This window comes from Bradyrhizobium sp. SZCCHNRI3043 (assembly GCF_032377735.1).
Classification (GTDB): Bacteria; Pseudomonadota; Alphaproteobacteria; order Rhizobiales; family Xanthobacteraceae; genus Bradyrhizobium.
The window spans coordinates 112,045-138,683 of the sequence record NZ_JAUHID010000017.1; the positions used below are offsets into that span (position 1 = coordinate 112,045).

General features: G+C 64.4%; 20 protein-coding genes, 1 tRNA gene and 1 pseudogene. 6 read left to right on the top strand and 16 right to left on the bottom strand.

The window, feature by feature from the left end; genetic code table 11:
* Nucleotides 1–270: 270 nt before the first annotated feature.
* The 5 genes and pseudogenes from rpoC to QX124_RS26130 form a co-directional block, all read right to left on the bottom strand.
* Nucleotides 271–4,470: a DNA-directed RNA polymerase subunit beta' gene (gene rpoC / locus QX124_RS26110; protein ID WP_315737593.1), complete on the bottom strand. Its 4,200-nt coding sequence runs from the start codon at nt 4,468–4,470 to the stop codon at nt 271–273.
* 131 nt (nt 4,471–4,601) lie between these two features.
* The gene (gene rpoB, locus QX124_RS26115) at nt 4,602–8,720 is read right to left on the bottom strand and encodes a DNA-directed RNA polymerase subunit beta (RefSeq protein ID WP_315737592.1); all 4,119 of its coding nucleotides are present in this window, start codon (nt 8,718–8,720) and stop codon (nt 4,602–4,604) included.
* Nucleotides 8,721–9,263: 543 nt separating this feature from the next.
* The gene (gene rplL / locus QX124_RS26120) at nt 9,264–9,635 is read right to left on the bottom strand and encodes a 50S ribosomal protein L7/L12 (RefSeq protein WP_315737591.1); all 372 of its coding nucleotides are present in this window, start codon (nt 9,633–9,635) and stop codon (nt 9,264–9,266) included.
* Between the two features lie 60 nt (nt 9,636–9,695).
* Entirely contained in the window at nt 9,696–10,214 is a 519-nt protein-coding gene (gene rplJ, locus QX124_RS26125; RefSeq protein ID WP_315737590.1) for a 50S ribosomal protein L10, read from the bottom strand.
* Nucleotides 10,215–10,925: 711 nt separating this feature from the next.
* Nucleotides 10,926–11,336: pseudogene (locus QX124_RS26130) on the bottom strand (aldehyde dehydrogenase family protein); the annotation flags it as partial.
* A 126-nt stretch (nt 11,337–11,462) separates the two neighbouring features.
* Here QX124_RS26130 and QX124_RS26135 point away from each other — a divergent pair.
* The 3 genes from QX124_RS26135 to QX124_RS26145 all read left to right on the top strand — a co-directional run bounded on the left by QX124_RS26135 (nt 11,463) and on the right by QX124_RS26145 (nt 13,665).
* Nucleotides 11,463–12,416, top strand: coding sequence for a sigma-70 family RNA polymerase sigma factor (locus tag QX124_RS26135; protein ID WP_315798662.1), 954 nt, complete (start codon nt 11,463–11,465; stop codon nt 12,414–12,416).
* Between the two features lie 87 nt (nt 12,417–12,503).
* Nucleotides 12,504–13,034 (top strand): carboxymuconolactone decarboxylase family protein, encoded by a 531-nt coding sequence (locus QX124_RS26140; RefSeq protein ID WP_315798663.1) that lies wholly within the window; start codon nt 12,504–12,506, stop codon nt 13,032–13,034.
* 106 nt (nt 13,035–13,140) lie between these two features.
* Complete coding sequence (locus QX124_RS26145) at nt 13,141–13,665, top strand: OsmC family protein (protein ID WP_315798664.1); 525 nt, start codon at nt 13,141–13,143, stop codon at nt 13,663–13,665.
* A 275-nt stretch (nt 13,666–13,940) separates the two neighbouring features.
* On the opposite strand, the gene QX124_RS26150 is transcribed toward QX124_RS26145, so the two are convergent.
* The 8 genes from QX124_RS26150 to secE all read right to left on the bottom strand — a co-directional run bounded on the left by QX124_RS26150 (nt 13,941) and on the right by secE (nt 20,667).
* A complete protein-coding gene (locus tag QX124_RS26150) occupies nt 13,941–14,588 on the bottom strand; it encodes an Isoquinoline 1-oxidoreductase subunit (protein ID WP_315798665.1) in 648 nt (215 codons plus the stop codon).
* A complete protein-coding gene (locus tag QX124_RS26155) occupies nt 14,585–16,768 on the bottom strand; it encodes a xanthine dehydrogenase family protein molybdopterin-binding subunit (protein WP_315798666.1) in 2,184 nt (727 codons plus the stop codon). The genes QX124_RS26150 and QX124_RS26155 overlap by 4 nt, the downstream gene beginning before the upstream one ends.
* Nucleotides 16,769–16,770: 2 nt before the next feature.
* The gene (locus QX124_RS26160) at nt 16,771–17,235 is read right to left on the bottom strand and encodes a (2Fe-2S)-binding protein (RefSeq protein WP_315754188.1); all 465 of its coding nucleotides are present in this window, start codon (nt 17,233–17,235) and stop codon (nt 16,771–16,773) included.
* A 212-nt stretch (nt 17,236–17,447) separates the two neighbouring features.
* Nucleotides 17,448–18,398 carry a 2-hydroxyacid dehydrogenase gene (locus tag QX124_RS26165; protein ID WP_315798667.1) on the bottom strand — a complete coding sequence of 317 codons (951 nt, stop codon included), beginning with the start codon at nt 18,396–18,398 and terminating at the stop codon, nt 17,448–17,450.
* Between the two features lie 79 nt (nt 18,399–18,477).
* Complete coding sequence (gene rplA / locus QX124_RS26170; RefSeq protein ID WP_315798668.1) at nt 18,478–19,170, bottom strand: 50S ribosomal protein L1; 693 nt, start codon at nt 19,168–19,170, stop codon at nt 18,478–18,480.
* A 6-nt stretch (nt 19,171–19,176) separates the two neighbouring features.
* The gene (rplK, locus tag QX124_RS26175) at nt 19,177–19,605 is read right to left on the bottom strand and encodes a 50S ribosomal protein L11 (protein WP_012045056.1); all 429 of its coding nucleotides are present in this window, start codon (nt 19,603–19,605) and stop codon (nt 19,177–19,179) included.
* Between the two features lie 313 nt (nt 19,606–19,918).
* Entirely contained in the window at nt 19,919–20,476 is a 558-nt protein-coding gene (gene nusG / locus QX124_RS26180) for a transcription termination/antitermination protein NusG (protein WP_284423110.1), read from the bottom strand.
* A complete protein-coding gene (gene secE / locus QX124_RS26185) occupies nt 20,476–20,667 on the bottom strand; it encodes a preprotein translocase subunit SecE (RefSeq protein WP_006611822.1) in 192 nt (63 codons plus the stop codon). Before secE ends, nusG begins: the two co-directional genes overlap by 1 nt.
* A 425-nt stretch (nt 20,668–21,092) precedes the next feature.
* Between secE and QX124_RS26190 the strand changes: the two genes are divergently transcribed.
* Nucleotides 21,093–22,334, top strand: coding sequence for an ABC transporter substrate-binding protein (locus tag QX124_RS26190; protein ID WP_315798669.1), 1,242 nt, complete (start codon nt 21,093–21,095; stop codon nt 22,332–22,334).
* A gap of 89 nt (nt 22,335–22,423) precedes the next feature.
* Here the strand turns inward: QX124_RS26190 and QX124_RS26195 are convergent.
* Nucleotides 22,424–22,499, bottom strand: a tRNA-Trp gene (locus QX124_RS26195).
* A gap of 150 nt (nt 22,500–22,649) precedes the next feature.
* On the opposite strand from QX124_RS26195, the gene QX124_RS26200 reads away from it, so the two are divergent.
* Nucleotides 22,650–23,885, top strand: a complete 1,236-nt coding sequence (locus QX124_RS26200) for a serine hydrolase domain-containing protein (protein WP_315798670.1) — start codon at nt 22,650–22,652, stop codon at nt 23,883–23,885.
* Between the two features lie 317 nt (nt 23,886–24,202).
* Here the strand turns inward: QX124_RS26200 and QX124_RS26205 are convergent, their stop codons facing one another.
* Nucleotides 24,203–24,970, bottom strand: a complete 768-nt coding sequence (locus QX124_RS26205; protein WP_315798671.1) for an SDR family oxidoreductase — start codon at nt 24,968–24,970, stop codon at nt 24,203–24,205.
* A 150-nt stretch (nt 24,971–25,120) separates the two neighbouring features.
* Nucleotides 25,121–25,828, bottom strand: coding sequence for a histidine phosphatase family protein (locus QX124_RS26210; RefSeq protein WP_315798672.1), 708 nt, complete (start codon nt 25,826–25,828; stop codon nt 25,121–25,123).
* A gap of 146 nt (nt 25,829–25,974) precedes the next feature.
* On the opposite strand from QX124_RS26210, the gene QX124_RS26215 reads away from it, so the two are divergent.
* Nucleotides 25,975–26,639: SDR family oxidoreductase (locus QX124_RS26215; protein ID WP_315798673.1), on the top strand; the 665-nt coding region annotated here is incomplete at its 3' end.

The window sequence follows — 26,639 nt, forward strand, 5'->3', positions numbered from 1 at the left end:
GGGGCTCGATCGGCCATAGCGTACCCGGCCCGCAAAAGATTTGCGCCGGAGCAAATCGGCGCATCGCCACGGGAGTCGACGGAAATCAGCTCAGCGGATCTGATGCTTCCAAGAGCACCTCTGTCCCTGAAGGGAAGATGAACAACGGGGCAGCAGCGCGGCAACAGGAGAAGAAAATGTCAAAAAAAGGCCGGCAACCGCCGGCCTTTTCTACGCGTGATGAACGCACGGCAGACCCCAACACCGTCAGGGTCTGCCGCAATCGTCCGTTTACTCTGCCGGCGGCAGAGCGAGCGGCTGAGGCTCCGGCTGCGCCGGCACGATCGCCGCCTGCTTCTCGCGCTCGTCGAGAATCAGCTTGTCGCGCTTCAAGGCGACTTCGCGGATGCGGGCCATCGAGGCGCCGGTGCCAGCCGGGATCAGACGGCCGACGATGACGTTCTCCTTGAGACCCTCGAGCGGATCGATCTTGCCGTTGACCGCCGCCTCGGTGAGGACGCGGGTGGTCTCCTGGAACGAGGCCGCCGAGAAGAACGACCGGGTCTGCAGGCTCGCCTTGGTGATGCCGAGCAGAACCGGAGTGCCTGTGGCCGGCTTCTTCGCCTCCTCCACGGCTTTCGCGTTGAGCAGGTCGAACTCGATCTTGTCGACCTGTTCGCCCGAGATCATGTCGGTGTCGCCCTGGTCGGCGATCTCCACCTTCTGCAGCATCTGACGGACAATCACCTCGATGTGCTTGTCGTTGATGAGCACGCCCTGCAGCCGGTAGACCTCCTGGATCTCGTTGACCAGATAGGCCGCGAGCTCCTCGATGCCCTTGATCGCCAGGATGTCGTGCGGCGCGGGGTTGCCTTCAACGATGAAGTCGCCCTTCTCGACGATGTCGCCATCCTGCAGATGGATGTGCTTGCCCTTCGGGATCAGGTACTCGCGCGGCTCCTCGGTCTTGTCGACCGGCTCGATCGAGATGCGACGCTTGTTCTTGTAGTCGCGACCGAACCGGATGGTGCCGGCGATCTCAGCGATGATCGCGGCATCCTTCGGCTTGCGCGCTTCGAACAGCTCCGCCACCCGCGGCAGACCGCCGGTGATGTCGCGCGTCTTGGCGCTTTCGGTCGAGATACGCGCCAGGATGTCGCCTGGCTTCACCGTCGCACCGACGTCGACAGAAAGAATCGCGTCGACCGACAGCATGTAGCGGGCATCGCCGCCGCGGGCGAGCTTGAGCACCTTGCCGTCCTTGCCCTTGATCACGATCGCCGGACGCAGATCCGCGCCACCGCGCGTTCCACGCCAGTCGATGACCACGCGCTTGGCAATACCGGTGGATTCGTCGAGCGTTTCCGAGATCGACAGACCTTCGGTCAGATCCTCGAACCCGATCGTGCCCTCCGCTTCCGTGAGGATCGGGCGGGTATAAGGATCCCACTCGGCGATGCGCTGGCCGCGCTTGATCATGTCGCCGTCGTCGACGTGCATGCGCGAGCCGTACTGGATACGGTGCGTCGCACGCTCGGTGCCGTCGGGGTCGACGATCGTCACGACCATGTTGCGGACCATCGCGATCAGGTGACCCTCGCTGTTGCGAGCGATCGACTTGTTCCTGATGACCACCTTGCCTTCGAAGTTCGATTCCACGAAGGACTGCTCGTTCAGCTGCGCCGCGCCACCGATGTGGAAGGTGCGCATCGTCAGCTGGGTGCCGGGCTCACCGATCGACTGCGCGGCGATGACGCCGACAGCCTCGCCATGATTGACCGGCGTACCGCGCGCCAGATCGCGGCCGTAGCACATCTTGCAGATGCCGTTGACGAGCTCGCAGGTCAGCGCCGAGCGGATCTTCACCTCCTGCACGCCAGCCTGCTGGATGGCGTCGATGTGGCTCTCCTCCATCAGCGTGCCGGCCTTGACCAGCACGGCGTTGGTCGCGGGATCACGCACGTCATCGCAGGGCACGCGGCCCAGGATGCGCGAGCCGAGCGAAGCCACGACCGTGCCGGCATCGACGATGGCGCGCATCTTGATGCCGAGATGGGTGCCGCAATCGTCCTGCGTGATGATGCAGTCCTGCGCGACGTCGACCAGACGACGGGTCAGGTAGCCCGAGTTCGCGGTCTTCAACGCGGTGTCCGCGAGGCCCTTGCGGGCGCCGTGGGTCGAGTTGAAGTACTCGAGAACCGACAGACCTTCCTTGAAGTTCGAGATGATCGGCGTCTCGATGATCTCACCCGACGGCTTGGCCATCAGGCCGCGCATGCCGGCGAGCTGACGCATCTGGGCCGGCGAACCGCGGGCACCGGAATGCGACATCATGTAGATCGAGTTGATGTCGGCATCCGCCCCCGTCGCCGTCTTCTTGGTGACGGAGATCTCCTTCATCATCTCCTTGGCGATCTCTTCGCTGGCCTTCGACCAGGCATCGACGACCTTGTTGTACTTCTCGCCGTGAGTGATCAGACCGTCATTGTACTGCTGCTCGAAATCCTTCGCCAGCGTACGGGTGGTGTCGACGATCTTCCACTTGCCCGCCGGCACGACCATGTCGTCCTTGCCGAACGAGATGCCCGCCTTGAAGGCGTTGTAGAAGCCAAGCGCCATGATGCGGTCGCAGAAGATCACCGTCTCCTTCTGGCCGCAGTGACGATAGACCTGATCGATCACGCCCGAGATTTCGCGCTTGGTCATCAGCTTGTTGATGACCTCGAACGTGACGCGCGGATGCTTCGGCAGGAGATTGCCGAGCATGACGCGGCCCGCGGTGGTTTCGATCCAGCGCTTGGCGACCTTGCCGGTCTCGTCCATGCCCTCCCAGCGATACTTGATCTTGCTGTGGAGATGGATGGCCTTGGCGTGCAGCGCATGCTCGAGCTCGGCCATGTTGCCGAACGCCATGCCCTGGCCGGGCATGCCTTCGCGCATGATCGAGACGTAGTAGAGACCGAGCACGATGTCCTGCGACGGCACGATGATCGGCTGACCATTGGCCGGATGCAGGATGTTGTTGGTCGACATCATCAGGACGCGCGCTTCCAGCTGCGCTTCGAGCGACAGCGGAACGTGGACGGCCATCTGGTCGCCGTCGAAGTCGGCGTTGAACGCGGAGCACACCAGCGGATGCAGCTGGATCGCCTTGCCTTCGATCAGCACCGGCTCGAACGCCTGGATGCCGAGGCGATGCAGCGTCGGCGCGCGGTTCAACAGCACCGGATGCTCGCGGATGACCTCGTCCAGGATGTCCCAGACCTCGGGGCGCTCCTTCTCGACCAGCTTCTTGGCCTGCTTGACCGTCGTCGACAGGCCCTTGGCATCGAGCCGCGAATAGATGAACGGCTTGAACAGCTCGAGCGCCATCTTCTTCGGCAGGCCGCACTGGTGCAGGCGCAGCTCCGGACCGACCACGATGACCGAGCGACCGGAATAGTCGACGCGCTTGCCGAGCAGGTTCTGACGGAAGCGGCCCTGCTTGCCCTTGAGCATGTCGGCGAGCGACTTCAACGGACGCTTGTTGGCGCCGGTGATGACGCGGCCACGGCGGCCGTTGTCGAACAGCGCATCCACCGCTTCCTGAAGCATGCGCTTCTCGTTGCGGATGATGATGTCCGGCGCGCGCAGCTCCATCAGCCGCTTCAAACGGTTGTTGCGATTGATGACGCGGCGGTAGAGGTCGTTGAGGTCGGAGGTCGCGAAGCGGCCACCGTCGAGCGGGACCAGCGGCCGCAGGTCCGGCGGGATCACCGGCACCACGGTCATGATCATCCATTCCGGCTTGTTGCCGGAGTGGCGGAAGGCCTCGACGATCTTCAGACGCTTCGCGAGCTTCTTGTGCTTGATGTCGGAGTCGGTCTCCTGCATCTCCGCACGCAGCGTCTGCTCGAGCTTCTCCAGCTCGAGGCCGCGCAGCAGCTCACGGATGGCCTCCGCGCCGATCATGGCGGTGAAGCTGTCCTGGCCGTATTCGTCCTGCGCCTTGAGATACTCGTCCTCGGACAAGAGCTGACGGTCCTTGAGCGCGGTCAGACCCGGCTCGAGAACGACGTAGTATTCGAAGTACAGGATCCGCTCGAGATCCTTCAGCGTCATGTCGAGCAGCAGGCCGATGCGCGAGGGCAGCGACTTCAGGAACCAGATGTGCGCGACGGGAGCGGCGAGCTCGATATGGCCCATGCGCTCGCGCCGGACGCGCGACAGGGTCACCTCGACCGAGCACTTCTCGCAGATGATGCCCTTGTACTTCATCCGCTTGTACTTGCCGCACAGGCACTCGTAGTCCTTGATCGGCCCGAAGATGCGGGCGCAGAACAGGCCGTCGCGCTCGGGCTTGAAGGTGCGGTAGTTGATCGTTTCCGGCTTCTTGATCTCGCCGTAGGACCAGGACAGAATCTTCTCCGGAGACGCAATCGAGATCCGGATCTGGTCGAAGACCTGAGCCGGCGTCGTCGGATTGAAGAGATTCATAATTTCTTGGTTCATCGTATTCTCCTCGCGGGCCGATCGGGGGTCGGCCGCAAATTCGAAAATCTCTCAACGGGCGCCTTGTCCTGACCCGCGGGGGAAGGCGCCGGCACCCGGCCGTCCGAGACGGCCGGGCCTGACCTCTTGAACTACTCGGCGGCTTCCGACGTCGGCGCCGGTCCGAGCTTGGAGTTGTGCAGGTCGACGTTGAGGCCGAGCGAGCGCATTTCCTTGACCAACACGTTGAACGATTCCGGAATACCGGCCTCGAACGTGTCGTCGCCGCGCACGATCGCCTCGTAGACCTTGGTGCGGCCGGCGACGTCGTCCGACTTCACCGTCAGCATCTCCTGCAGCGTGTAGGCCGCGCCGTAGGCTTCGAGCGCCCACACCTCCATTTCGCCGAAACGCTGGCCGCCGAACTGGGCCTTGCCGCCCAGCGGCTGCTGGGTGACCAGCGAGTACGGGCCGATCGAACGCGCATGGATCTTGTCGTCGACCAGATGGTGCAGCTTCAGCATATAGATGTAGCCGACCGTCACCTTGCGATCGAACGCATCGCCGGTGCGGCCATCATAGACCGTCGACTGACCGGATGCGTCGAGGCCGGCGAGCTTCAACATCTCCTCGATGTCGGCCTCCTTGGCGCCGTCGAACACCGGTGTGGCGATCGGCACGCCACGGCTCAGATTGTGACCAAGCTCGATCAACTCGTTGTCGTTGAGCGACTTGATGGTCTCGTCATCGCCGTAGATCCGCTTCAAGGTCTCCTTCAGCGGCTTCACGTCCTGCTTCGACAGGTAGGCATCGACCGTCTGGGCGATGCGCTTGCCGAGGCCGGCGCAGGCCCAGCCGAGATGCGTCTCGAGGATCTGTCCGACGTTCATGCGCGAGGGCACGCCCAGCGGGTTCAGCACGATGTCCGCATGCGTGCCGTCCTCGAGGAACGGCATGTCCTCGATCGGCACGATCTTGGAGACGACGCCCTTGTTGCCGTGACGGCCGGCCATCTTGTCGCCCGGCTGGATCTTGCGCTTCACCGCAACGAAGACCTTGACCATCTTCATCACGCCTGGCGGCAGCTCGTCGCCACGCTGCAGCTTCTCGACCTTGTCGAGGAAGCGCTGTTCCAGCCCCTTCTTCGACTCGTCGTACTGCTTCCGCATGGCCTCGATCTCGGCCATCAGCTTGTCGTTCGGCGAGGCGAACAGCCACCACTGCGACTTCGGATACTCGTCGAGCACCGCGCGCGTGATCTTGGTGTCCTTCTTGAAGCCCTTCGGACCGGAGATGCCCTGACGGCCATCCAGCATGTCGGCGAGACGGCTGTAGACGTTGCGGTCCAGGATCGCCTGCTCGTCGTCGCGGTCCTTGGCCAGACGCTCGATCTCTTCCCGCTCGATCGCCAGCGCACGCTCGTCCTTGTCGACGCCGTGCCGGTTGAACACGCGCACTTCGACGATCGTGCCCTGCACGCCCGGCGGCACCCGCAGCGAGGTGTCGCGCACGTCAGAGGCCTTCTCGCCGAAGATGGCACGCAGCAGCTTCTCTTCCGGCGTCATCGGGCTCTCGCCCTTCGGCGTGATCTTGCCGACCAGGATGTCGCCGGCGCGCACCTCCGCGCCGATATAGACGATGCCGGCTTCGTCGAGGTTCTTCAGCGCCTCTTCCGACACGTTCGGAATGTCGCGCGTGATTTCCTCCGGACCCAGCTTGGTGTCGCGGGCCATCACCTCGAATTCCTCGATGTGGATCGAGGTGAAGACGTCCTCCTTCACGATCCGCTCGGAGAGCAGGATGGAGTCCTCGAAGTTGTAGCCGTTCCACGGCATGAACGCGACCAGCACGTTGCGGCCGAGCGCGAGCTCACCGAGATCGGTCGACGGACCGTCAGCGATGATGTCGCCCTTCTTGACGATGTCGCCGACCTTCACCAGCGGACGCTGGTTGATGCAGGTCGACTGGTTCGAGCGCTGATACTTCATCAGCCGGTAGATATCGACGCCCGACTTGGTCGGATCGAGATCCTCCGTGGCGCGGATGACGACGCGGGTGGCGTCGATCTGGTCGATCACGCCGGAGCGGCGCGCCGCGATCGCGGCGCCCGAGTCACGGGCAACGACGCCTTCCATTCCGGTACCGACGAACGGCGCCTCGGCGCGAACCAGCGGCACCGCCTGGCGCTGCATGTTCGAGCCCATCAGCGCGCGGTTGGCGTCGTCGTTCTCGAGGAACGGGATCAGCGCCGCGGCCACCGAAACGAGCTGCTTCGGCGACACGTCCATGTAGTCGACCTTGTCGGGCGTCATCGGCACGACTTCGCCGGCATGACGGCAGACCACGAGGTCCTCGGTGAAGCGGCCCTTGGCATCGAGCGGCACGTTGGCCTGCGCGACGCGGTAGCGCCCCTCCTCCATCGCCGACAGATACACCACCTCGTCGGTGACCCGGCCATCCTTGACCTTGCGGTACGGCGTCTCGACGAAGCCATACTTGTTGACGCGGGCGAAGGTCGCCAGCGAGTTGATCAGGCCGATGTTCGGACCTTCCGGCGTCTCGATCGGGCAGATGCGGCCGTAATGCGTCGGATGCACGTCGCGCACCTCGAAGCCGGCGCGCTCTCGGGTCAGACCGCCCGGTCCAAGCGCCGACAGGCGGCGCTTGTGGGTGATCTCCGACAGCGGGTTGGTCTGATCCATGAACTGCGAAAGCTGCGACGAGCCGAAGAACTCGCGCACGGCAGCGGCGGCAGGCTTGGCGTTGATCAGGTCCTGCGGCATCACGGTGTCGATGTCGACGCTCGACATGCGCTCCTTGATGGCACGCTCCATGCGCAGCAGGCCGATGCGGTACTGGTTCTCCATCAGCTCGCCGACCGAGCGGACGCGGCGGTTGCCGAGATGGTCGATGTCGTCGATCTCGCCCTTGCCGTCACGCAGGTCGACCAGGGTCTTGATGACCGACAGGATGTCTTCCTTGCGCAGCGTGCGCTGGGTGTCCGGCGCATCGAGCTCGAGGCGCATGTTCATCTTGACGCGGCCGACCGCGGAGAGGTCGTAGCGCTCGGCATCGAAGAACAGCGACTGGAACATCGCCTGCGCCGAATCGAGCGTCGGCGGCTCGCCCGGACGCATCACGCGGTAGATGTCGAACAGCGCATCCTCACGCGTCATGTTCTTGTCGGCCGACAGCGTGTTGCGGATGTAGGGGCCGACATTGACGTGGTCGATGTCGAGCAGCGGCAGGTCCTTGTAGCCCTGCTCGTTCAGCACCTTGAACAGCTTGTCGGTGATCTCCTCGCCGGCCTCGGCGTAGATCTCACCCGTCTTCGGATTGACGAGATCCTCGGCGATGTAGTTGCCGAGCAGCTCCTCGTCCGACATGCGCAGCGCCTTCAGCCCCTTCTCCTGGAGCTGGCGGGCGGCGCGCACGGTGAGCTTCTTGCCGGCCTCGAGCACGACCTTGCCGGTGTCGGCGTCGATCAGGTCGTTCACGGTCGAATAGCCGCGGAACCGGTTGGCGTCGAACGGAACGCGCCAGCCTTCCTTGATGCGCTTGTAGATCAGCTTCTTGTAGAAGGTCGACAGGATCTGCTCGCCGTCGAGGCCGAGCGCGAACATCAGCGACGTCACCGGCAGCTTGCGGCGACGGTCGATGCGCGCGAACACGATGTCCTTGGCGTCGAACTCGATGTCGAGCCAGGAGCCGCGATACGGAATGACGCGGGCAGCGAACAGCAGCTTGCCCGACGAATGGGTCTTGCCCTTGTCGTGGTCGAAGAACACGCCCGGCGAACGGTGCATCTGCGAGACGATGACGCGCTCGGTGCCGTTCACGATGAAGGTGCCGTTCATGGTCATGAGCGGAATGTCGCCCATGTACACGTCCTGCTCCTTGATGTCCTTCACCGACTTCGCACCGGTCTCCTCGTCGATATCGAACACGATGAGGCGCAAGGTCACCTTGAGCGGCGCAGCGAAGGTCATGCCGCGCTGGCGGCACTCGTCGACGTCGTATTTCGGCGGCTCGAACTCGTAGCGGACGAATTCCAGCATCGAGGTGCCCGAGAAATCGGAGATCGGGAACACCGAGCGGAACACCGCCTGCAGGCCCTCATCCGCTCGCCCACCCGTGGGCTCGTCCACCATCAGGAACTGGTCGTAGGACGCCTTCTGAACCTCGATGAGGTTCGGCATCTCCGCGACTTCCTTGATGTGTCCAAAGAACTTGCGAACGCGTTTGCGACCGGTGAATGTCTGCTGCGCCATCGTGGCCTCTCATTTCGTCGCCCGGAGGGGCGAACCTTCCGAAACAGCGGCTGCCACCGCCCCTTCGGGTTGAATTTCGATCCATTTCGAGGATCTGAGGCCCAAAGCCGGAACGGAAACGTCCCAGCTCTGTTCTTCAGACCAGCAAAACGCAAAACGACGCGCGAGGCGCGAGGGCGCACCCGCTCGTCACAACCATCTCGTCACGGACTGCAAAAGCCCGAAATTGCCTATCTCCCAACGGTCTAAGGGCGGAGACGCCACTCCACCGATAACCGGCTTTTCGTGCTGCCGACCCAATATGGGCCGACGATAGCCGAGATTCGAGGGGGAAGCCCCTAAATCTCCACACTTTTCCGTGTTCGGCCCGCAACGGGCGATCCTGTTGCACGCCTTTTGCAGTATCCCGGCCCGACCCGACACCTCTGCAAAACTCTTTTGTCCCGATGGTGACCGGGCGATGTTACCGCCCGGTCACCATAATCTCTCGAAACCTTCGGACCTGCCTTAGGCCGCCGGAAGGCTCCGCTTGCAATCTTGCGATTACTTGAGGTCGATCTTGGCGCCAGCCTTCTCGAGCTGAGCCTTGATCTTCTCGGCCTCTTCCTTGTTGACGCCTTCCTTGACCGGCTTCGGGGCACCCTCGACCAGGTCCTTGGCTTCCTTCAGGCCCAGGCCGGTGATGGCGCGGACTTCCTTGATGACCTCGATCTTCTTGTCGCCGGCCGAAGCCAGGACAACCGTGAACTCGGTCTTCTCTTCCGCCGGAGCGGCAGCGGCAGCGGCCGGGCCAGCAACCGCGACGGCGGCAGCGGCGGACACGCCCCACTTCTCTTCCAGGAGCTTGGCGAGCTCAGCGGCCTCGAGAACGGTGAGCGAGGACAGGTCGTCGACGATTTTCTGCAAGTCAGCCATTGATCTACTTCCTTAAGATGGTTCGGTTCGAAACCAGGTTTTGAGTGTTTGCGAAGGGCGTCAGGCCGCTTCGCCCTTTGAGGCATGAGCCTGAATGACGCGCGCGACCTTGGCCGCGGGTGCGTTGGCGAGCTGGGCGAGCTTGGTCGCCGGAGCCTGGATCAGGCCGACGAGCTTGCCGCGCAGTTCGTCCAGCGACGGCAGCGAGGCGAGAGCCTTGACGCTGTCGACATTCAGGACGGTTTTACCCATGGAGCCACCGAGGATGACGAACTTTTCGTTCGCCTTGGCGAATTCCATGGCAACCTTGGGCGCCGCGACAGGATCGTTCGAAGTTGCGATCACGGTCGGCCCCTTCAACAGGGGACCGATGCCGACGACGTCCGTGCCTTCAAGAGCAATTTTGGCGAGACGGTTCTTCGAGACCTTCACCGACGCGCCCGCCTGCTTCATCTGCATGCGCAGCTTCTGCATCTGGGCCACGGTGAGGCCGGAATAGTGAGCGACGACCGCGACGCCCGTGGTCTTGAAGACCTCGTGCAGTTCCTCGACCGCCTCTTTCTTTGCCGCTCGTTCCACAGCAAGCTCTCTCCGGTTGGCGGCCTTCGCCCGAAAGCGGGACCGCCGGGTTGCACCCGCCGCCCCACCAAACCTGACCTCCGGACGGAAGAACCCGAGGACACGCAAGGCAAAACGGCGATGAATAGCCTGCCCTTCCGCAAGGCTTTATCGGCCCACGGAGTGTCGAGGTTCGAACCAAACCTGCATGCCACCACGACAGAGGCAGTGGACATGCCGAAATCCGGTCTTCACCCGTCTATGCAGGCTGGACGATTAAGCCATTGAGGAAATTGAATTCCGCGCCGGCGCCTGCAGTCTCGGACAGGATCGGGGTGATCGGCGGACCGACCTCCCCTGCGGCATTCGAGAGCAGAAAGATCCTTCTTCCTTCCGGGTCATCCAAACGGATATCCTCAAAAGGAATGCCGATCCTCTAGGCTTTCGGAATGCGCGCACGAGCGCGCCAGCAAATGCCAGCCCGCCCGGAAGCCGGTTCTTTAACGGGTCCACGGCGACTTGCCAAGACCCCCAAGAGCAAAAATCGCACCAGTTGGGCAGTTCGCGAGGCCCCCACGAGCATCCGCCAGCGCCTGACAGGCGAAGGCGAGAGCAGCATGCGGGTTCCCACGCTCGGTCTCTCCCCCCGTCATTGCGAGCGAAGCAATCCAGGGTCGAGAAGGAAGTCTGAATTGCTTCGTCGCAATGACGGCGCTCGTGACGGCGGAGGTCTCACACCGGATAAGTGTAGGCCGTCTTCACCGTCGTATAGAACTTGCGCGCGTAGGAGCCCTGCTCGCGGGCGCCGTAGCTCGAACCCTTCCGGCCGCCGAACGGGATGTGATAGTCGACGCCGGCGGTCGGCAGGTTGACCATCACCATGCCGGCCTCGCTGTTGCGCTTGAAGTGCGAGGCGTATTGGAGGCTGGTGGTGCAGGCGCCCGCCGCGAGACCGAACTCGGTGTCATTGGCGATTGCCAGCGCCTCGTCGTAGTTCTTGGCGCGGATCACGCAGGCGACGGGCCCGAAGATCTCCTCGCGGGCAACGCGCATGGTGTTGGTGGCCTCGGTGAACAGCGCCGGCTGCATGTAGAAGCCAGGCGTCTCCCGGTTCAGGAGCTCGCCGCCCCAGGTCAGCTTGGCGCTGGATCACGATCTAAAAGTTCGTGTCGTAGCGGTGATCCATGACGCGCCGCGTCAGGATTCGAACTTTTTCGATCCTCGGCGCATCCTTCCGTCTAGGGGTCAACAAGCTATGGATCAGCAGCTGTGGATCATCAAGCTCCTATCGGACCGACCGATGCCGAACTGGCCGTCGCCGCTCGCGGCGGCGATTGTGCCTACCTTGGGCTGTTGCTGGAACGTCATCGCGCGCCGCTGTACGCGGCGGCGCTGCGAGTGCTCGGCTACGGTCCCGAAGCCGAGGATGCCGTCCACGACACGTTCATCATCGCGCTGAGGCACATCGGGGAGCTTAAGGACCCTCAGGCAGTCGTCGGCTGGCTCTTCACCGTGCTGCACCGCTGCTGCCTGGGACAGTTGCGCCGAAGACGGCGCGAGGTGCTCACCGCCGAGGTGCCCGATCGCCCCGACGAACGGCCAAGCGTCGAGGAGCGGCTGGAGAAAGTCGCGCTTCGCGAATGGGTCTGGGACGCGCTGCGCAAGCTTCCCGAACCGCTGCAGGCCACCGCCATGCTGCGATACTTCGGCAGCTATCCATCTTATGAGGAACTGGCCGCCATCCTAGCCGTCCCGGTCGGAACCGTCCGCAGCCGGCTGTCGGAAGCCAAGCGCAAGTTGGCCGAGATGCTGCTCGAGACGGCGGGCCTCGTCGATCCCGACGCCAGGTTGCAGTCACGCCAGCACCAATGGTTCTATGACGAGCTATTTCGCGGTCTCAACCGCGCTGGCGAACGCGACCGTTATCTCAGCCATTTCGCGGAAGATCTCCACCTCGTCCGTGGAGGGGGCAAGCCGGTAGTCGGGCGGTCGTTCATTGCCCAGGAAGTCATCGAGGATAACGAAGCCGGCGTTCTCTTCGAACCGCAGCGTATCCTCAGCGCCCGCAACGTCAGCGTGATCGAGGGACGGTTCGTCAATCCCCCGGAGGATCCGTTCCATTGCCCTCCGGGTGTCTCATTCGTGGTTTTTCGACGCGACAGCAAGGCCAGGCGCCTGCATATCCATCTTTCGCCGCGCCCACCCGGAATCGACGACGACTGATCGAACTTTCTCTCTCGGCCGGGCCTCCTTTGAGTCCGCACCCATCACATGGCGCGGACCCAAATGGTTCAATAGAGGTGAGAGAACATGTTCAACTTCGCAGTTCGTGACTTCGTTTCCAGCAGCGTTAGGTTCAGGTTGCGGCGGTCACACCGGGTCTTCACGGGCGCTTTGGCTTCGGCCGTCATCTGTGCGGCCGTGTTCGCATCCAGCCTCGGCCTGGCCGGCCAGGCAGAGGTCGATGCCACCTACAAGGACATCAAGCAGACGCTCGGCAAGGTGCCAGGCTTTCTCCACCAGGTTTCGAAAGCCGCGCTGCCGGGCGCCTGGGCCGAGGTGAAGGCGCTGCAGTTTTCGAACGAAACCGCCCTGCCGCCGAAGGTGAAGGCTCTGATCTCACTCGCCGTCTCCGCCCAAATCCCCTGTCGGTACTGCATCTGGGAAGACACCGAGAACGCCAAGCGGGCAGGTGCAACGAAGGACGAAATCGAGGAAGCCGTCGCGATCGCCGCGGTGGCCCGGCACTGGAGCACGATCTTCAACGGCATGCAGGTCGATTTTGAGACCTTCAAGAAGGAGCTTGGCGGCGACGCGCAAGCGACTCCACCTGCCAAATAAGGCGAACACCATCGGCAATGTGCCAAAATCGGGATGCCGGACGGAAAACGCTGCCGTCGGCATCCCATGGCGTGACTTAGAAACCCACGATTGGAAGGAGGCAAGGATGCCCATCGTTTTCGGAGAAGCTGTCAGCACGGTGAAGGATATCGTGTCCGTGATGAAGAAGCATGGCGATGCGGTGCGCGGGACCTACCGTGCCCGCTACCGCTTTGATCCGCAGTCAAGCGATCCCTACACAACACCGCTTCTGGAGCGGCCGGCGAGCCTGAAGGACAATGCCCCGTCTGTCGTCTATCCCTGGGAACAGATCTTCGCCGCTGCAGCCGTCTGTGCCGGCTCGGACTATCCGATGCTGGCGGCGCATGCCGGCACCGATCTGCGTTCGGTCGAGTTCGTCGCGGAAGGCGTGTTCGACCCGCGTGGTGAATTCGATGGCCTCGAAGGGCTCGAGGCGCCCGTCGAGGCCCGGCATTGCTACCTATCCCTCCACCTCCGCGCCACCCTGAGTTCCTCCGCGCCGCGTGCCGAACTCGAGAAGATCCATGAGCGCGCCATTTCCCACAACATGGTGCTCGGCGCACTGAGGGGAATCCCCATGACCAGCGAGCTTGTGGTTCGGCAGGCATAGAGGTCAGATCGTCGCGTCCATGCCTGATGACTCGCGCCCACAGTCAAGCATCAAGGCTCTGATGGCCCACCATATCGCATCGTCCAGATCGGCACCTGACCGGGCCCATACTCATTTCCGATCCACAGTGTGCCGCAGATCTGCAGATAGGCGTAAGGCGTGCCATCGAACATCACCCACGCTCGCAATGACGAGGAGGGAGTTCGTCACGTCACGAGCATGGCAACGTTCGCGCGATCTGTCGGGTGTCGTGGCACCCGCCAGGGCCGTGCCGCCTACCCCTTCGGGCAGGCCCCACCGGCATCGGCCCAGGCCTTGATCAGCTCGCCGAACTGCTTCTGGCTGCCCGGCGCCGCCGTCCGCCCTGCTCCCGGATTCCAGCCCCAGCCGACTAGTTCGTCCTCAGCCATATGATGAATCAGCTGGGCCATGGTCTTGCCGCCGTTGAGCTTCGGGTCCTTGATCTGGGTGCAGATCTGGCCGAGCGATCGGCCCTGCCAAGCCATCTCGATCGGCGCCAGCTGCCACTTCGGATTGCCGGGCACGCGCGCCGGGTCGAAATTGGCTTCGTGGTGACAGGTCGTGCAGGCGAGCCCGCCGGGCGCGCCCATGCCGGCCTCGCCGCGGACCACCAGCGGCTGGTGCGGAATCATCTTGTCGGTCTGGGTCGGACGATCGCCGGCCGGATGGCAGTTCATGCAGCGCGGCGACTGCAGCACCTTGCCGGCCTCCTCGAACAGCGCCACCGCGCGCTCCTCCCTGTTCTTGATCTTCGCGAAGTCCGCTGCCGGCTTCAGGCCATTGGCCACGCGGGTCGCCTCGGGCGCGGCATAGGCGCGCTGAAGCCCCGGATAGGCCGCGACGGCAACCGCAGCCAGGCAGCCGGCGAGCAACGCCATCGCCCCCGTTCTAACCAGTCTCATGCAGTGTCTCCCGGCCGGATCGGCAATTGCGTGGGGCGCGGCAGGCCGAGCTTCGCCATGGCGTTGGCGACGGCCGGTCCGAGCGGCGGGACGCCGGGCTCGCCTACCCCCGATGGCTTCTCTGTCGACGGCACGATCGCGACCTCGATCTCGGGCATCTCGTGGATGCGCAGCGAGCGGTAGGTATCGAAATTGCCCGACACCGGACGTCCCTCGTCGAGCGGCTGCTGCGCATAGAGGATGTGGCCCAGCGCAAAGCCGATGCCGCCCTCCATCTGGGCGCGGATGATGTCGGGATTGACCGCGACGCCGCAGTCGACAGCGCACCAGACCTTGTGCACGACCGGTCCGTCGGCGCCCATCGACAGCTCGACGACCTGGGCGACGTAGGTGTTGAAACTCTCGACCACGGCAACGCCGCGGGCGCGGCCCGCCTCGAGCTTGGCGCCCTTCCAGTCCGCGAGCTCGGCGACCGCCTTGAGCACACCGGCGTGACGCGGCTTGTCGGCCATCATCGCCAGTCGCCCCTCCACCGGATCCTGGCCGACGGCTTCGAGCAGCTGATCGACGAACGCCTCGACAGCGTAGCCGGTATGGGTGTGGCCGACGGAGCGCCACCACAGCACGGGCACCCCGACATCGACCTGGTGCAGGTCGCAGCGGAAGTTCGGCACCTGGTACGGGATCTCGTTCGAGCCCTCATAGGCGGTCGCATCGAGACCGTTCTTCATGGTCATCGCCTCGAACGGCGAGCCCTTCATGATCGACTGGCCGACGATCGTATCCGACCACGCCACGATCTTGCCGTCGCGAACGACGCCGCGCATGCGATGCAGGCTGAACGGCCGGTAGTAGCCGCCGCGCATGTCGTCCTCGCGGGTCCACACCAGCTTGACCGGACGTCCCGGCCCGATCGCCTTGGCGACCTGCGCCAGCTCCATGGCGACATGGGTCGACTGCTGCGCGCGCCGGCCGAAGCTGCCGCCGGCGAGAATCGTCTTGAGATCGACCTTGGCGATGTCGAGCCCCAGCACCTGCGCGATCACGGCGTGATCAGGCGTCGGAAACTGGCTGCCGTAGCGCGCCGACGCCGTGTCGCCCTTCCAATGCAGGAATGCGTTGATCGGCTCCATCGGCGCATGCGCCAGATAGGGGAAGACGAACTCGGTCTCGATCAGCTTGCCGCCTTTGGCGATCTCGGCGTCGACGTCGCCCTCCTGCTTGACCAGCGCGCCCTGCTTCTTCGCACGCGCGCGAAACTCCTCCAGCAGCTGCGCCGTGCCGCGCGTCTCCGCCTTGCTGTCGTCCCAGGTGATCTTGAGCAGGTCACGTGCCATCTTGGCCGGCCAAAAGCCCTCGGCATAGACGGCGACGCCATTCGGCACCTCCTTCACGTCGACGACGCCAGGCACGGCCATCGCTGCTGATGCGTCGAAGGAGGCCACCTTGCCGCCGAACCGCGGCGAGCGCGCCACCAGCACGGTCAAGGTCCCCGGATCCTTGATGTCGAGCGTGTACTCGGCCGAGCCGTTCGACTTCGCCACGCTGTCGAGCCGGGTCACGGCGCCTTCCTTGCCGATCAGCTTGAAGGCGGAGGGATCCTTGAGCTGCGGGTTCGCCGGCACCGGCTGTTGCATCGCCTTCGCGGCCAGCGCGCCGAAACCGCTCTGCTTGCCGGAGGGATGTCTGACGATACCTTTATCGACCGTGATCTCCTCGGCCGGCACCTTCCATTCGTCGGCAGCCGCAGCCACCAGCATCGCGCGCGCGGCGGCGCCGACCTTGCGCATCTGCTCGTAGGAATTGGCGATCGCGCTCGAGCCGCCAGTGCCCTGCACCCCGAACAAGAGATTCTTGTAGAGCACCGGATTCGAGGGCGCATGATCGGCGCGCATCTGCGACCAATCGGCATCGAGCTCCTCGGCCACCAGGGTGGCCATGCCGGTGAACGGGCCCTGTCCGAACTCGATGTGCTTGCAGAGAACGGTGACGGTGTCGTCCTGGCCGATCACCAGAAACGTGTTCGGCGCGATGTTGACGGATTTTGCCGCGGCAGCGTCCTGCGCGTAGGCGACGCCGTTGCGCGCGACATAGGTGGCGAGCACGAACCCAGCGCCGGCTTTCAACAGCGAGCGGCGCGACAAGGTCGCAGCGGCTTCGGATTTCACATGAAGGTTCATGATCAGCCCTCCAGAGTCTTGGCGGCCGAATGAATTGCGGCGCGGATGCGGACATAGCTGGCGCAGCGGCAGATGTTGCCGTTCATTGCGAGATCGATGTCCTGGTCGGTGGGCTTCGGGGTCAGGCTGAGCAGCGCGGCGGCGCTCATCACCTGGCCTGACTGGCAGTAGCCACATTGTGGCACATCGTGCGCGGCCCAGGCCTTCTGGACGGCAACCGCCTCTTTGCTGGAGAGTCCCTCGATCGTCGTCACCTCGCTCTTCCCGACTGCCGACACCGGCAACGAGCACGAGCGCACGGTCTGGCCGTCGAGATAGACTGTGCAGGCCCCGCATTGCGCAACGCCGCAGCCATATTTGGTGCCGGTCAGCCCAACATTGTCACGAATGGCCCAGAGCAAGGGAGTGCCGGGGTCGACATCAACCTGATGCTCCCGCCCATTGATCTTCAAAGTGAACGCCGCCATGGCCCCTCGCTCTATCTGTCGTCCTAACAGCAAGAGTTAGAAGCATTCGAGAATGGTTCGCAATTCACAGAGATGTGCAGTGCGTCAAAATATTTCTGCGCGGGGCGGAACGTTTGGACGTAGCCCGCATCAGCGTCAGCCACAGCCCGCAAAGGCGAAAGCGGCATGGGGGATGGTCCGTCCCGGGTCGTTCCGCTCGCCCGGGCTACGAACTACTTGACTTGATAAGGCATCATCTCGCCGGCGAAGAACGCTGTGAGATTCGCCACCACGCAGGCCTGCATCGCGACGTGCGACTCCCTGGTGTTGCCGCCGATATGCGGCGTCACCACCACGTTGGGCAGGGAGGTCAGCTCATCCGGCGCATGCGGCTCCGCCTCGAACACGTCGAGGCCGGCACCGGCAACGGTACCCTCCTTGAGCGCCGCCACCAGCGCCCGCTCGTCGATGACCGAGCCGCGCGAGATGTTGACGATGTGGCCGTCGGTGCCGAGCTTCTTCAGGAGGTCGGCGTTGACGACGTGGGTGGTCTCGGCGCTGGCGCGGACGGCGATCATCAGCACGGTGCACCATTCGGCGAGCGCATCGAGGCTCGGGAAATATTGATACGGCAGATCGTCATAGCGGGTGCGGTTGAAATAGCCGACCTCAGTCTCGAAGGCGGCTACGCGGCTCGCGATCTTGCGACCGATCTCGCCCATGCCGTAGACGCCGACCCTGCAACCGGCGAGACTGGGCGGCGGCTTCATCAGCGGCGATGGTTTTGCGGACGCCCAGCCCCCGTCGCGGACATAGGCGTCTGCCACCGTCAGCCGCCGCGTGGTCGCCAGCATCAACATCACAGCGACGTCTGCGACCGCCGCGGCATTGGCGCCCGGGCTGTGGCCGACGGCGATGTTACGGGCCGCGGCCGCCTTCAGGTCGACGCCGTCGTAACCGGTGCCATAGCAGACGATGGCCCCGAGCGCCGGCAGCCTGTCCATGTCGGCAGCCCCCAGCGGCGTGCCGCCGGCCGTGATCAGCGCCCGGATCCGCGCGACCTCGTCCGCCGGAAACACCTCGTGCGCCGGCTTGCCGCCGCTGTCGAGCAGATCGAACCGATCGGCAAAGCGCTGGGTCAAGGATTTCGGCAGGCGGGAATAGATCAGGACCTTGTCGGGCATGTCGGCCGGTACTCCAAAATGCGAAGGGCGGGATCGATGAACGATCCCGCCCTTCCCAATCTAACCTATGCTTGGCCGCTCAGGCGAGCACGGTGCTCGGCTCGACCTTGACGCCCGGGCCCATCGTCGAGGAGACGGCGACGCGCTGGACGTAGGTGCCCTTGGCGCCCGCCGGCTTGGCCTTCACGACCGCATCCGCCAGCGCCTTGATGTTCTCGACCAGCTTGTCCTCGGCGAACGAGGCCTTGCCGACGCCGGCCTGGATGATGCCGGCCTTCTCGACGCGGAACTCGACCGAGCCGCCCTTGGCGCCCTTGACGGCACCGGCGACGTCCATGGTCACGGTGCCGATCTTCGGGTTCGGCATCATGCCGCGCGGACCGAGCACCTTACCGAGACGGCCGACCAGCGGCATCATGTCGGGGGTGGCGATACAGCGGTCGAAGTCGATGTTGCCGTTCTGCACCTTCTCGACCAGATCCTCCGCGCCGACGACGTCGGCACCGGCGGCCTTGGCTTCCTCGGCCTTGGCGCCGCGGGCGAACACGCCGACGCGCAGCGTGCGGCCGGTGCCGTTCGGCAGCATGACGACGCCGCGGACCATCTGGTCGGCGTGGCGCGGATCGACGCCGAGGTTGATCGAGACCTCGATGGTCTCGTCGAACTTCGAGACGGCCCGCTCCTTGATCATCTTGATCGCGTCAGCAAGCGGGTAGAGCTTGGTGCGATCGATGCCCTCGCGGGCCTTCTTCAAACGCTTTCCGAGTGCCATGGCGCCTTACCCCGCAACTTCCAGACCCATCGAGCGGGCGGAGCCCTCGACCATCTTCATGGCCGACTCGATCGAGTCGCAATTCAGGTCCTTCATCTTCTTCTCGGCGATCTCGCGCACCTGCGCCTTGGTCACCTTGCCGGCCTTGTCGCGGCCCGGCGCCTTCGAGCCGGACTGGATCTTGGCAGCCTGCTTGAGGAAGTAGGACATCGGCGGGGTCTTCATCTCGAAGGTGAAGGACCGGTCCGCATAGATGGTGATGACCACCGGGATCGGGGTGTTCTTCTCTTCCTTCTGGGTCTGCGCGTTGAACGCCTTGCAGAACTCCATGATGTTGAGACCGCGCTGACCCAGCGCGGGGCCGATCGGCGGCGACGGGTTGGCCGCACCGGCCGGGACCTGAAGCTTCAGGTAACCGGTTACTTTCTTTGCCATTATGACTCTCCAATGCGTTCGCGATTCTGCCTGATGCGAACGCAACGCCTTCGGGCGACAAAACCCTCAGGCGAGGTTTGGGACCGTGGTCCGGCGCGCTTGATCCGGCTGGCAAAGCCGGTCACGCCTCCCACGAACGAAATCGCCCCCCGGTTGGGGAGCGAAGGACGCCCGATACACGAGATCGGACGAAAAGGAAAGGGCTGAGCCCTTTCGTAGCCCGGGCGAGCGCAGCGCCCCCCCGGGGGGCATCGCCGGCGTCGGTGTGAACCCGGATGTCGCTGCGCTCATCCGGGCTACCGCCCCATGAGGCTCAGCCGACGATCTTCTCGACCTGGTTGAATTCCAGCTCGACCGGGGTGGCGCGGCCGAAGATCGACACCGCGACCTTGACCCGTGAGCGCGCCTCGTCGATTTCCTCGACCACGCCAGAGAACGAGGCGAACGGGCCGTCGGCGACGCGGACGTTCTCGCCGATCTCGAACGACACCGAGGATTTCGGCCGCTCCACGCCTTCCTGCATCTGGTTCAGGATGCGCATCGCCTCGCCTTCGGAGATCGGCATCGGCTTGTTCTCGGCGCCGAGGAAGCCGGTCACCTTGGGCGTGTTCTTGATCAGGTGGAACGCCTCGTCGGTCAGCTTCATCTTCACCAGCACGTAGCCGGGGAAGAACTTGCGCTCGGCGTCGATCTTGCGGCCGCGGCGCACCTCGGTGACCTTCTCGATCGGCACCAGCACCTGCTCGAACAGGTCCTCGAGATTGCGCTGCTTGGCCTGCTCGCGGATCGACTCCGCGACCTTCTTCTCGAAGTTCGAATAGGCGTGGACGATGTACCAGCGCTTGTCGGAGCTTTGCGTTGCGGTTGCCATCAGTGAATGCCCAGCACGAGGGTGATGAGATAACGGATGATCTGATCGGCGGCGAAGAAGAACACCGAGGCCAGCGCCACCATCACGAACACCATGATCGTGGTGATGGTGACCTCGCGACGGCTCGGCCACGAGACCTTGGCGGTCTCCGAGCGCACTTCCTGCAGGAATTTGAACGGGCTGGTAGCCATCGTCAGGGGTCCGCGTCCGTCATCGGACGATTGAAGAGTTGACTGGGAAAACCGAACAGCCGTCCTTGGCCCACCCTCTTGTCGGAGAGATGAGCCGAATCCACGGGCTCGCTTGTTCGGGGAGTGAAAAGCCGCGCCGGATATCCGCTTTTATCGCGGGCCGGCTGCAGGTTGCCGAGATATCTACTGTCGGGCCGGCCAAAGGTCAAGATATGGGCATGCCGGGCGTCGGCGGCCATTCCCGCGTCAGGCCCCCGCCTGGTCCGCCACAACGCGGTTTTTCGTGCCGCGGCAGGCCATTTCCGCACCACGGCAGGTTGAGCAGTTGCCGCGACGAAATGCCCGCGGTGGAGCGGCTCCTGCTCTTGCCGGGCCTGCGCCACCCGCTCATTCTCGTCCGCACAAGAACAATCCGGAGGAAACCCGTGGCCTTTGCCCCGCGCAAGGGACGGACGCGCCTTGCCGCCGTCAGCCTTGCTGCTCTCGGTCTTGCCGCTCTCGCCCTCACCGCCGTCCCTGCCTGTGCCCAGGCCCAAGCCCCGCTCAAGATCGGCGTGCTCAGCGACTTCTCGTCGGTCTATTCGGACATCGGCGGCCAGGGCAATCTCGAGGCCACCAAGCTCGCGGTCGAGGAGTTCGGCGGCAGCATGTTCGGCAAGCCGATCGAGGTGATCAGCGCCGATCCGCAGAACAAGGCCGACATCGCCGCCGCGATCGTGCGCAAATGGTACGAGAACGAGGCCGTCGACATGGTCATCGACATGCCGACCTCGGCGACCGCGCTCGCCGGCATGGAGATGTCGAAGCAGTTCGAGAAGCTGATGATCGTGACGGATGCCGCGAGCTCCGACATCACCGGCAAGTCCTGCTCGCCCTACACCGTGCACTGGACCTACGACACCTACGGCAACGCGCACACGGTCGGCAGCGCCATCGTCAAGAACGGCGGCAACACCTGGTTCTTCATCACCGCCGACTATCTGTTCGGCCATTCGATCGAGCGCGACACCGGCGACGTCGTGCGCGCGGCCGGCGGCACGGTGGTCGGCAGCGCCCGCCATCCCCTCAACAACCAGGATTTCTCGTCCTTCCTGCTTCAGGCGCAGGCCTCCAAGGCCAAGATCATCGGCATGGCCAATGGCGGTGGCGACACCATCAACACCATCAAGCAGGCCGCCGAGTTCGGCATCGTCGCCGGCGGCCAGAACCTCGCCGGCATCGTGATGTTCATCTCGGACATCCACAGCCTCGGCTTGAAACTGGCGCAGGGGCTGATCATCACCGAGGCCTATTACTGGGATCTCAACGACCGCACCCGCGCCTTCGGCAAGAAGTTCTTCGAGCGCATGAAGCGGATGCCGACCATGAATCAGGCGGCGACCTACAGCGCCACTTTGCACTATCTCAACGCGGTCAAGGCAGCAGGCAATAGCGACACCAAGCCGGTGCTCGCCAAGATGCGCGAGACCCCGGTGCGCGACGCCTTCACCGACAACGGCGTCGTCCGCGAGGACGGCCGCATGGTGCACTCGATGTTCCTGTTCGAGGTGAAGAAGCCCGAGGAGTCGAAGGGCCCGTGGGATTATTACAAGGTGCTGGCCGAAGTGCCCGGCGACCAGGTGTTCCGGCCGATGAAGGACGGCAACTGTCCTTATGTGAAGCAATAAAGGGTTGCTGAAATGCATTCGGGGCTCGCGCGTTGCGGGCCCCGGCCTAACCTGTCTCGTCGATTTTTGGCTTAAGTGTTTGATCTCGCTGGCAGGAGTGGAGAGGCTCGAACTCCCAACCCCCGGTTTTGGAGACCGGTGCTCTACCAATTGAGCTACACTCCTAGCGAGCCGGGACTGCGTCGCCGGTTCGCGCGCTTTGAAGCATAGACCTCCCCCCGAATGCAAGGGTGCAATGGGGCAAATCGACTGGTCAGACCACAACTTCCGCGCCAGACTTGATGCAAACCGACAACAGGACTTCAGGGAGAGCCCATGACCCCGCCGACTGCCGCATCCAGCGCGCACCTTTCCGCGCTCCGCTCGCTGACGCCGCCGCTGCCGGATGACCGCCCCGAGGCGCTGGGCCTGTCCCAGGCGCGGCTGCAGCGAGCTTCGGATGCGTTCAAGCGCGAGGCCGACAAGGGAACCGTCCCCGGCGCCACCCTGCTGGTCGGCCGCCGCGGCCGGATCGGCTGGTTCGACGCCATCGGCCGGCAAGCGCCCGACGCCGACACGCCGATGCGGCCGGATTCGATCTTCCGCATCTTCTCGATGACCAAGCCGATCGTCTCGCTCGGGATCATGATGCTGGTCGAGGACGGCGAGCTGCTGCTGTCCGACCCGGTCGCCAAGTTCATCCCGGAATTCGGCGAGCAGAAAGTGGGCGTCGAGACCGGCGGCAAGCTGGAGCTGGTGCCGGTCGCCCAGCCGATGACGGTCCAGGACCTGCTGCGCCACACCTCGGGCCTGGCGTATGAGCACACCGGCACCGGGCCGGTGCACCAGCTCTACCAGCAGTCGCGGGTGCGCAGCCGCAAGATCACCAATGCCGAGCACGCGGCCATCCTCGCCGGCCTGCCGCTGATCTGCCAGCCCGGCGCCGAGTTCAACTACAGCCGCTCGACCGACATCCTCGGACGGATCATCGAGGTCGTCGCAGGCACATCGCTCGGCGGCTTCCTGTCCGAGCGCATCCTCAAGCCGCTCGGCATGAATGAGACCGGCTTCTTCACGAGCGAGGCCAATGCGCACCGGCTCGCCGAGCCGTTCGCGAAGGACCCGTGGACCGGCGAGGCGGTCAACCTGTTCAAGATGACCGAGCAGCCGCTGATGGAATCCGGCGGCGGCGGGCTGGTGGCGACCACGATGGACTACGCCCGCTTCTGCGCGATGCTGCTCAGCAAGGGCAGCCTCGACGGCACCCGGCTGGTCGGCCGCAAGACGCTCGAGCTGATGGCCTCCGACCATCTCGGTCCACATGTGAAGACGCAGGGCACGCTGCTGTCGCCCGGTCACGGCTTCGGCCTCGGCTTCGCCGTGCGCCGCGAGGCCGGCATCGCCCCCTTCCCCGGCTCGGCCGGCACCTTCTTCTGGAGCGGCATCGCCGGGACGTTCTTCTGGATCGATCCGAAGGAGGATCTGTTCTGCGTGTTCATGGCCCAGGCTCCCGGACAGCGCGACTATCTGCGCACGCTGGTGCGCGACGTGGTGTACGCGGCGGTGGAGTGAGGGCGCCTGCTTCGTAGCACGGATGAGCGCAGCGACATCCGGGATATCCGCTCTCGTCATGTGACCCCGCATATCGCTTCGCTCATGCGGGCAACAACGCTGTGTTCGCGGCGAATGCGGGCCTGCCCCGTTTGCCCGGATGGCGCGACAACCACTGCTGTCGTCCCGGCGAACGCCGGGACCCATACCGCGTGATTTGTCGAGGGACGTCACTGCCAGTTGCCGGCCTCATGCCGGCCGGTGGTTATGGGTCCCCGCGTTCGCGGGGACGACACCGTTGGATGAGGCCATGGCACCGGCCCCACTGACAGCTCTCCTCAACTGATCGTCGCGCCGCCGTCGATCACCATCGTCTGCCCGGTCATGAAGTTGCCGGCGGCGGACCCTAGGAACACCGCGGCGCCCGCGATCTCGTCGGGGATGCCGATGCGGAGCAGCGGCGAGCGCGCGGTGGAGGCCTTCAGGTTCTCCGGATTGTCCCACAGCGCCTTGGCAAAATCGGTCTTGATCAGGCCGGGCGCGATGCAGTTCACGCGCACATTGTGCGGGCCGTATTCGCAGGCGAGGTTGCGCGCGAGCTGCATGTCGGCGGCCTTGGAGATCGCGTAGGCACCGAGGATGGTCGAGCCCTTCAGGCCGCCGATCGAGGAGACGATGATGATCGAACCGTCCTTGCGCGCGATCATCTGCGGCACGACCATGCTGATCAGCCAGTTGTTGGCGACGATGTTGTTGTCGAGGATCTTGCGGAATTGATCGTCGGAGATGCCGGCCAGCGGCCCGTAATACGGGTTCGACGCCGCGTTGCAGACCAGCACGTCGATCCTGCCGTAGATGCGGTTGGCCTCGTCGACGAGGTTCTGCAGGTCCTCCTTGCTGGAGATGTTGGCGGCGACCGCGGCCGCGGTACCCGCTCCAAATCGCTCATTGAGCTCCTTGGCGACAGCATCGCAGACATCCGCCTTGCGCGAAGAGATCACCACCTTGGCGCCGTGCTCGGCCATGCGTTCGGCAATGGCGAGCCCGATGCCGCGCGTGGATCCGGTGATGACGGCGACCTTGCCGGTCATGTCGAACAGGGTCATTGGGAGTCCTCCTTGGCTTGTTGGAATGTCGTCGGCTCCGACGGCTCATTGTAAGTCCCGTAGCCCGGATGAGCGCAGCGACATCCGGGGTCTCACGTGCTGTCCCGGTGAACCCGCATGTCGCTTCGCTCATCCGGGCTACGGGATGCCTCACGCCAGCTTGCTCGTCGTCAGCTCCGGCCCGGCCGGCTGATGCATCGCCTTGTGCCTTGCATCCGCGATCCACGGCTGCTGATTGACCATTGGCAGGCGCCATGTGCTGGTCTCGCCGGCCACGATGTGGTCGAGCCGGGTCACCGAGCAATTGTCGATGTCGAAGGCCAGCCCCTTCTCGACCAGGCCGCCGAGCGCCAGGCCAACAGCCGCCTTGATGGTGCCGCCATGGCCGACGGCGATGACGTCGCGGCCGGCTTCCGAAACCGTGATGCGCGCAATCGCCGCTGTCACGCGGGTGTACAGATCCATGTAGCTCTCGCCGCCCGGCGCCGGCTCATCGATGTCGGCGAACCAGTGGCTGCCCGCGGGACGGCTCGCCAGGAACGCGGCGCGGTTCATGCCCTGCCATTGCCCGAGATGCTGCTCGGCAAAAGCGGCCTCCCTGATCATTGCTGCGGGACGCGGGAATCCGGCGGCCCAGATCGCCTCCGCCGTCTGATGCGTGCGCATCAGACTGCTCGCATACCACACCGCGCTGCGCGGCAGGATTTTCGCGACCGCCTCGAACACCTCGCGATCGGAGGTATCGCAGGCGATGTCGGACTGGCCGTAGATGTTGCCGCCGTCGCTGCGCACCGGCGCGTGACGCACCCACCACCAGCGCGTGGTGACGACAGAAGGTGTCGTTCCATCAGCCGACATCGCTCAGACCCTTCCCTCCGCTCGTCTCCCGCTGTACGTGAAGGCCTAGATCGTCTCAAGCCGCTTGGCGATCTCAGCACGTTTGAAACGGCGTTTGAATTCCGTTGCGCGGCACGCAACTGATTACAATTGAAGCAGGAGGAAACATGGGCCGCCTCGAAGGCAAATCCGTCATCATCACCGGCGCCGGCAGCGGCATCGGCCGCGCCGCATCGCTGATGTTCACCAGGGAAGGCGCGCGGCTGATCGCAGTCGATCGCAGCGAAGGCGTCAAGGAGACCGTCGAACTCGTCAAGCAGCAGGGCGGCATCGCGGAGGCCGTGATGGCTGACGCCGGTTCGGAAGCCGACGTGAGCGGCTTCATCGATCGCGCCGTTGCGACCTATGGCAAGCTCGACGTCATCTGGGCCAATGCCGGCATCTCCGGCGGCTTGATCCCGATCGCCGAGCAGACCGTCGAGCACTGGCAGGAGATCCTGCGCATCAACCTGATCGGCCCGTTCCTCGCGGTCAAATACGCGATGCCGCACATGGTGCGGCAGCAGCGCGGCGCCATCGTCTGCACGGCCTCCGTTGCGGGCCTGAAGTCGGGCGCCTCGGGCCATCCCTATGCCGCAAGCAAGGCCGGCGTCATCAGCCTGGTGCAGACCACCGCCTATTCGCTGTCCGGCACCGGCGTGCGCATCAACGCGGTCTGTCCCGGCCTGATCGAGACCGGCATGACCAAGCCGATCTTCGACGGCGCCAAGGAGCGCGGCACCGAAGGCAAGATCGGCCAGCTCAATCCGCTGAAGCGCGCCGGCCAGCCGCA

Bases quoted from the DNA above. Each gene is read 5' to 3' on its own strand.
- rpoC (WP_315737593.1), bottom strand. From the start codon at position 4,470: ATGAACCAAGAAATTATGAATCTCTTCAATCCGACGACGCCGGCTCAG.
- rpoB (WP_315737592.1), bottom strand. From the start codon at position 8,720: ATGGCGCAGCAGACATTCACCGGTCGCAAACGCGTTCGCAAGTTCTTT.
- rplL (WP_315737591.1), bottom strand. From the start codon at position 9,635: ATGGCTGACTTGCAGAAAATCGTCGACGACCTGTCCTCGCTCACCGTT.
- QX124_RS26140 (WP_315798663.1), top strand. From the start codon at position 12,504: ATGTTCAACTTCGCAGTTCGTGACTTCGTTTCCAGCAGCGTTAGGTTC.
- QX124_RS26145 (WP_315798664.1), top strand. From the start codon at position 13,141: ATGCCCATCGTTTTCGGAGAAGCTGTCAGCACGGTGAAGGATATCGTG.
- QX124_RS26150 (WP_315798665.1), bottom strand. From the start codon at position 14,588: ATGAGACTGGTTAGAACGGGGGCGATGGCGTTGCTCGCCGGCTGCCTG.
- QX124_RS26155 (WP_315798666.1), bottom strand. From the start codon at position 16,768: ATGAACCTTCATGTGAAATCCGAAGCCGCTGCGACCTTGTCGCGCCGC.
- QX124_RS26160 (WP_315754188.1), bottom strand. From the start codon at position 17,235: ATGGCGGCGTTCACTTTGAAGATCAATGGGCGGGAGCATCAGGTTGAT.
- QX124_RS26165 (WP_315798667.1), bottom strand. From the start codon at position 18,398: ATGCCCGACAAGGTCCTGATCTATTCCCGCCTGCCGAAATCCTTGACC.
- rplA (WP_315798668.1), bottom strand. From the start codon at position 19,170: ATGGCACTCGGAAAGCGTTTGAAGAAGGCCCGCGAGGGCATCGATCGC.
- rplK (WP_012045056.1), bottom strand. From the start codon at position 19,605: ATGGCAAAGAAAGTAACCGGTTACCTGAAGCTTCAGGTCCCGGCCGGT.
- nusG (WP_284423110.1), bottom strand. From the start codon at position 20,476: ATGGCAACCGCAACGCAAAGCTCCGACAAGCGCTGGTACATCGTCCAC.
- secE (WP_006611822.1), bottom strand. From the start codon at position 20,667: ATGGCTACCAGCCCGTTCAAATTCCTGCAGGAAGTGCGCTCGGAGACC.
- QX124_RS26200 (WP_315798670.1), top strand. From the start codon at position 22,650: ATGACCCCGCCGACTGCCGCATCCAGCGCGCACCTTTCCGCGCTCCGC.
- QX124_RS26205 (WP_315798671.1), bottom strand. From the start codon at position 24,970: ATGACCCTGTTCGACATGACCGGCAAGGTCGCCGTCATCACCGGATCC.
- QX124_RS26210 (WP_315798672.1), bottom strand. From the start codon at position 25,828: ATGTCGGCTGATGGAACGACACCTTCTGTCGTCACCACGCGCTGGTGG.